The sequence below is a fragment of the Pseudomonas sp. genome, from assembly GCF_050739995.1.
Taxonomy (GTDB): Bacteria; Pseudomonadota; Gammaproteobacteria; order Pseudomonadales; family Pseudomonadaceae; genus Aquipseudomonas.
Map to the genome: position 1 here is coordinate 1 of NZ_JBOICG010000456.1, position 4,723 is coordinate 4,723.

The following is a 4,723-nucleotide window of genomic DNA, read 5'->3' on the forward strand; positions in this document are numbered from 1 at the left end:
GTGGGAGGGGGCTTGCTCCCGATAGCGATGGATCAGTCATACATCGGGTGACTGACACACCGTCATCGGGAGCAAGCCCCCTCCCACACGTTGATATTCATCCAGCTCAAACCATCAGTTCTTGTAGTCGGTATCACTACGCTCCAACTGCCGGATCAGCGCATTCCAATGCCGTGCCACACCTGGCCCGTCACCCGCCTTGAACACCTTGGCCTGTTCCTCCACCTTGGCGACCACCTCGGCCGGCGGGAAGATCAACTGTGCATTCCCCGCCGCCTGCGCTGCGATCTGGATATTGCACGCCCGCTCCAACCCTTGCAGTTGCTGAAATGCATGCTCGACGCTGATGCCTGCCGTCAACAGCCCGTGGTTACGCAGGATCATCACACTCTTGTCGCCCAAGTCAGCCACCAGCCGCTCTCGTTCATCCAGGTCCAGGGCCACGCCTTCATAGCCGTGGTACGCCACACGCCCGGAGAACGCGATGGAGTGCTGGGAGATCGGCAACAAACCCTCTTTCTGCGCCGACACCGCAATGCCGTCACGGGTGTGGGTGTGCAGCACCGCCTGCAGGTCATGGCGAGCACCGTGGATCGCGCTGTGGATCACGTAGCCGGCGTAGTTGATACCCAAGCCTGTCGGGTCATCGACGATAGTGCCGTCGAGGTCGACTTTGACCAGGTTGGACGCACTGATTTCATCGAACAGCAAGCCGAAGGCATTGATCAGGAAATGTTCATCAGGCCCCGGCACACGGGCAGAGAAATGGGTGTAGATATGGTCGGTCCACTTGTACAGCGCCGCCAGTCGATAGGCCGCGGCCAACTTGACGCGCACCTCCCACTCTTCTGGAGTCACGCGCTGACGAACCGTGTTGGACACGCTGGAGATCGAGGTGACGCTGCTCATGGCAAAACTTCCTGGATGGCCTTAAGGACTTCCAGGCAGCCTAGGGGATGCCGAAAAATAATAAAAAGCACATTTTAATCTAAGCTAATTATTATTTTTTTTCATATCAAGCAGCGTCTCGAATCTTCTGCAGCGAAGCCGCCACCCACTGGCCGAACGCATCCACCGGCCCCTGCAAGTTGCCCAGGAAGTGTGGATAGATCAGCCACAGGTCCATCACGGGCTTGAAGTCCTTGAGCGGCATCACCGCCAAGTGTTCACGGTGGGCGCTGCGCTCCAGCAAGGGTCGAGGTACCAGGCCCAAGCCCAGTCCATCCGCCACCAGGCCCAATTGCAGTTCGGTGCCGAAGGTTTCCAGGTTCACCCGCAGCCCCAGCCCCTGATCGGACAAGGTACGCTGCAAACCGGCACGGAAACCGCAGCCATCGGGGTTGAGAATCCAACCGCTCTGGTACACATCCGCCAGCTTGCACGGTTTCTTGGGCAGTTGTGCCTTGGCGCACACCACCACCAATTCCATCTTGCCAATGGACTCGCCGATGATGTTGTCAGGGAAGATCTTGCCCGCCGGAAACAGCGCAGCCGCCGCGTCCAGCTCACCACGTTCGATCTTGCCAACCAACTGGCTGCCCCAGCCGGTGGCAACCTGGGCACGCAAGTCGGGATATTCACCGCGCAACTGCTTGAGCGCATCCAACAACACCACGTCGCCGATGGTCTGCGGTACGCCCAGGCGCAATACGCCGGTGGGCGGCGCATCGGTGGCCACCAGTTCACGCAGGGCATCCATCTCGCGCAGGATCAGCCGGCATTGTTCATAAACCCGGGTGCCGATCAGCGTAGGCTTGAGGGGCTTGGTGTTGCGGTCGAACAACTCCACTCCCAGCGCCTGCTCGAAGTTCTGCACGCGACGGGTGATGGCCGGCTGGGTCAGTTGCAATGACTCGGCGGCATGGCTGATGGACTGGCAACGAATCACTTCGACAAACGCATCGATATCGTCAATTTTCATTTGGGCCGCACATAGAGAAGCGTCATTAAGATGTGTGGAAAGCATAGTTGCCTGAACGCAGCCTGGATAGCCCGCGCAATGATCGATAACGTCTAACGCTATTCAGACCAGTTCTAAATTACCTTCAGCTATAAGCTAATCATTAATAAATAGCATATTAACCATAAATATTATGCTTAGATAAAACCATCACCACCGACCACACGATGGAGCTGTCATGACCCAGGCCAAGCACCCCGAGCGACTCAGAGCCTTCATAGGCGCCCTGGCGGAACTGATCGACGGCCACCCCCGCGAAGGCGACTTGCTGCACCGTGGCGGCAAGCTGCTCGCGCAGCTGGTCAGCCATGATGACTGGCTCCCCGATGAATTCGCCCAGCCTGACCCCGAGCGCTACCAGCAGTTTTTGCTACATGCCGATTCGCGCCAGCGCTTCAGCATCGTCAGTTTTGTATGGGGGCCGGGGCAACGTACGCCGATTCATGACCATCGTGTGTGGGGGCTGATCGGTATGTTGCGCGGTTCCGAGTTTTCCCAGGGGTTTGAGCGCGCTCCCGACGGCAGCCTGGTTGCAGAAGGCAGCCCTATTCAGTTGGTGCCTGGCCAGGTCGAAGCGGTGTCGCCCAAGGTCGGCGATATCCATCAAGTCAGCAATGCCTACAGCGACCAGGTGTCGATCAGCATTCATGTGTACGGCGCCAACATCGGCGCGGTGCGCCGTGCGGTGTACCAACCCGACGGCAGCGAGAAACAGTTTATCTCCGGTTATTCCAACGCCTTCCTCCCGAACATCTGGGATTTGTCCAAAGAAAAGAGCCCTGCCCTATGAGCACCGTATCGACCACACGCTTCGCCCAGATTCGCCAGGCCCTGCTGGACCATGAAGAAATCGCCCTGATCGACGTACGCGAAGAAGCGCCGTTTGCCGAGGCCCACCCGCTGTTCGCCGCGAATATCCCCTTGTCCAAACTGGAGCTGGAGGTGTATTCGCGCATTCCACGGCGCGACACCCAAGTCATCGTCTATGACAACGGCGAAGGCCTGGCTGAGCGCGCCGTCGAACGCCTGGTTGCGCTGGGCTATACCCAAGTCAGCCTGCTCGACGGTGGCCTCGACGGTTGGCGTCGTGCCGGTGGTGAGCTGTTTATCGATGTGAACGTGCCGAGCAAAGCCTTTGGTGAACTGGTTGAGAGCGAGCGCCATACGCCGTCCCTGGCGGCCGAAGAAGTGCAGGCCCTGCTCGACAGCCAGGCCGACGTGGTGGTACTCGACGCTCGCCGCTTCGATGAGTACCAGACCATGAGCATTCCCACGGGCATCAGCGTCCCCGGTGCCGAGCTGGTGCTACGCGCCCGAGAGCTGGCGCCCGACCCGGCCACTCGCATCATCGTCAACTGCGCCGGACGCACCCGCAGTATTATCGGCACTCAATCGCTGATCAATGCCGGCGTGGCCAACCCGGTATCGGCGCTGCGCAATGGCACCATCGGCTGGACCCTGGCCGGGCAAAAGCTCGCCCACGGCCAGTCGCGCCGTTTTGCGCCCACCTCCGAAGGGCATCGCCAAGTCGCGGCCCAGGATGCACGCCGCGTCGCCGACAAGGCTCGCGTCGGCCGAGCGGTCTTGGCTGATCTGCATCACTGGCAGCAGGAACCTGCGCGCACGACGTACCTGTTCGATGTGCGCACCCCGGAAGAATTCGAAGCCGGCCATTTGCCGGGGGCACGCTCCACGCCAGGTGGGCAACTGGTGCAGGAAACCGACCACGTTGCCAGCGTACGCGGGGCGCGGCTGGTGCTGGTGGATGACGATGGCGTGCGCGCCAATATGTCCGCCTCCTGGCTCGCTCAGTTGGGCTGGGAAGTGCATGTACTAGATGATCTGCAACCTTCGGCCTTCAGCGAAAAAGGCGCCTGGGTCGCGCCCGTACCGGCACCACCCCAGGCCGAACTGATCAGCCCCCACACCCTTGCTGACTGGCTCGACCATGGCGACACCGTGGTGCTGGATTTCACCGCCAGCGCCAACTATGTCAAACGCCATATCCCCGGTGCCTGGTGGGTCTTGCGGGCACAACTGCCTCAGGCCCTGGCCAAGGTGCCAAGCGCCCAACGCTACGTGTTGACCTGCGGCAGCAGCCAATTGGCGCGCCTGGCGGTGGCTGAAGTCGAGGCCATCACCGGCAAACAAGTATTCCTGCTGCAAAACGGCACCGCTGGCTGGATCAATGCGCAACTGCCGCTGGAAGAAGGCGAGACCCACCTGGCCTCACCGCGTATCGACCGCTATCGCCGGCCCTATGAAGGCACCGACAACCCCAAGGAAGCCATGCAGGCCTACCTGGATTGGGAGTTCGGCCTGGTGGCGCAATTGGCGCGTGACGGCACCCATGGGTTCTATGTGATCTGAGCCCCCTCACCGGGCTTTCGAAATCACATCCGTCATGTACTGATTCAAGTCGCGAAAGTCCTTAACCCCCCAAGCGAACGGCGCAATCTTTACGCCGTTCTCTCGCAAGGTTCTTGGAATCAGGTCGCCATTCGGACGAAGTATGACCGACGACACGATAACGCCCGGGTAATCCCTGAGGCGTTTCTTGAACGCGGTGGTTGTCAGGTCGGGCGTAGGAGGCTGGCTTTTATTGGCCAGCGGCCCTGTTCCCTTGATGTCTGCGCCATGGCAGATGGCGCATCTCTGTGAATAGAGGTTTTTACCATTGGCATTCTCCGCAACGGAGAGTGGAGTTTGAGCCAGTGCCAATCCCCCCAGCAAAGCGATGAATATCGTTTTCAACGTTGACGT

At 60.0% G+C, this 4,723-nt stretch carries 5 protein-coding genes; 2 read left to right on the forward strand and 3 right to left on the reverse strand.

The window, feature by feature from the left end; all coding sequences use genetic code 11:
* Positions 1 to 114: 114 nt before the first annotated feature.
* Both ACRESD_RS15180 and ACRESD_RS15185 read right to left on the reverse strand, forming a co-directional pair.
* Positions 115 to 909, reverse strand: a complete 795-nt coding sequence (locus tag ACRESD_RS15180) for a class II aldolase/adducin family protein (protein ID WP_431751666.1) — start codon at positions 907 to 909, stop codon at positions 115 to 117.
* A 106-nt stretch (positions 910 to 1,015) separates the two neighbouring features.
* Positions 1,016 to 1,921, reverse strand: a complete 906-nt coding sequence (locus ACRESD_RS15185) for a LysR family transcriptional regulator (RefSeq protein WP_431751667.1) — start codon at positions 1,919 to 1,921, stop codon at positions 1,016 to 1,018.
* Positions 1,922 to 2,138: 217 nt separating this feature from the next.
* Between ACRESD_RS15185 and ACRESD_RS15190 the strand changes: the two genes are divergently transcribed.
* Both ACRESD_RS15190 and ACRESD_RS15195 read left to right on the forward strand, forming a co-directional pair.
* Positions 2,139 to 2,750: a cysteine dioxygenase gene (locus tag ACRESD_RS15190; protein WP_431751668.1), complete on the forward strand. Its 612-nt coding sequence runs from the start codon at positions 2,139 to 2,141 to the stop codon at positions 2,748 to 2,750.
* A complete protein-coding gene (locus tag ACRESD_RS15195) occupies positions 2,747 to 4,330 on the forward strand; it encodes a rhodanese-related sulfurtransferase (protein ID WP_431751669.1) in 1,584 nt (527 codons plus the stop codon). Before ACRESD_RS15190 ends, ACRESD_RS15195 begins: the two co-directional genes overlap by 4 nt.
* Before the next feature lie 6 nt (positions 4,331 to 4,336).
* On the opposite strand, the gene ACRESD_RS15200 is transcribed toward ACRESD_RS15195, so the two are convergent.
* Entirely contained in the window at positions 4,337 to 4,714 is a 378-nt protein-coding gene (locus ACRESD_RS15200) for a c-type cytochrome (RefSeq protein ID WP_431751670.1), read from the reverse strand.
* Positions 4,715 to 4,723: the final 9 nt, after the last annotated feature.